Below are 584 nucleotides of genomic sequence, written 5' to 3'. Positions count from 1 at the left end.
TCAAGGACAAATACGAAGACACAAACAAACACTTGTTTGGTTGTGACTTCCCTAATGCTGACTATGCGAAAATCGCTGAAGCTCAAGGTGCTGTAGGATTTACAGTTGACCGTATCGAAGACATCGATGCAGTTGTTGCAGAAGCTGTTAAACTCAACAAAGAAGGTAAAACTGTTGTGATCGATGCTCGCATCACTCCACACCGTCCACTTCCAGTAGAAGTACTTGAATTGGATCCAAAACTTCACTCAGAAGAAGCAATCAAAGACTTCAAGGAAAAATACGAAGCAGAAGAACTCGTACCATTCCGCCTCTTCTTGGAAGAAGAAGGATTGCAATCACGCGCAATTAAATAATTCCTTCGTGGAACTTAAAAAGATCGGAGCAATCCGGTCTTTTTATGGAGGATAGTAAATGAATTTAAATCAATTAGATATTATCGTTTCAGATGTTCCCCAAGTCTGTGCTGACTTGGAGCGTATTTTGGATAAAAAGCCCGATTATGTTGATGACAGTTTTGCTCAGTTTACGATTGGCAGTCACTGTCTGATGTTGTCCCAAAATCATTTGATTCCTTTGGAAGA

1 protein-coding gene and 1 pseudogene are annotated in these 584 nt (G+C 40.2%); both read left to right on the top strand.

What is annotated here, in order from left to right; all coding sequences use genetic code 11:
- The coding region (locus GMD4S_RS00485; protein WP_000574557.1) for a thiamine pyrophosphate-dependent enzyme at positions 1-356 on the top strand (356 nt) is incomplete at its 5' end.
- 58 nt (positions 357-414) lie between these two features.
- A pseudogene (locus GMD4S_RS00480) lies at positions 415-584 on the top strand (VOC family protein); the annotation flags it as partial.

Source organism: Streptococcus sp. GMD4S (assembly GCF_000296955.1).
This window is presented reverse-complemented; position numbering and strand designations above follow the sequence as displayed.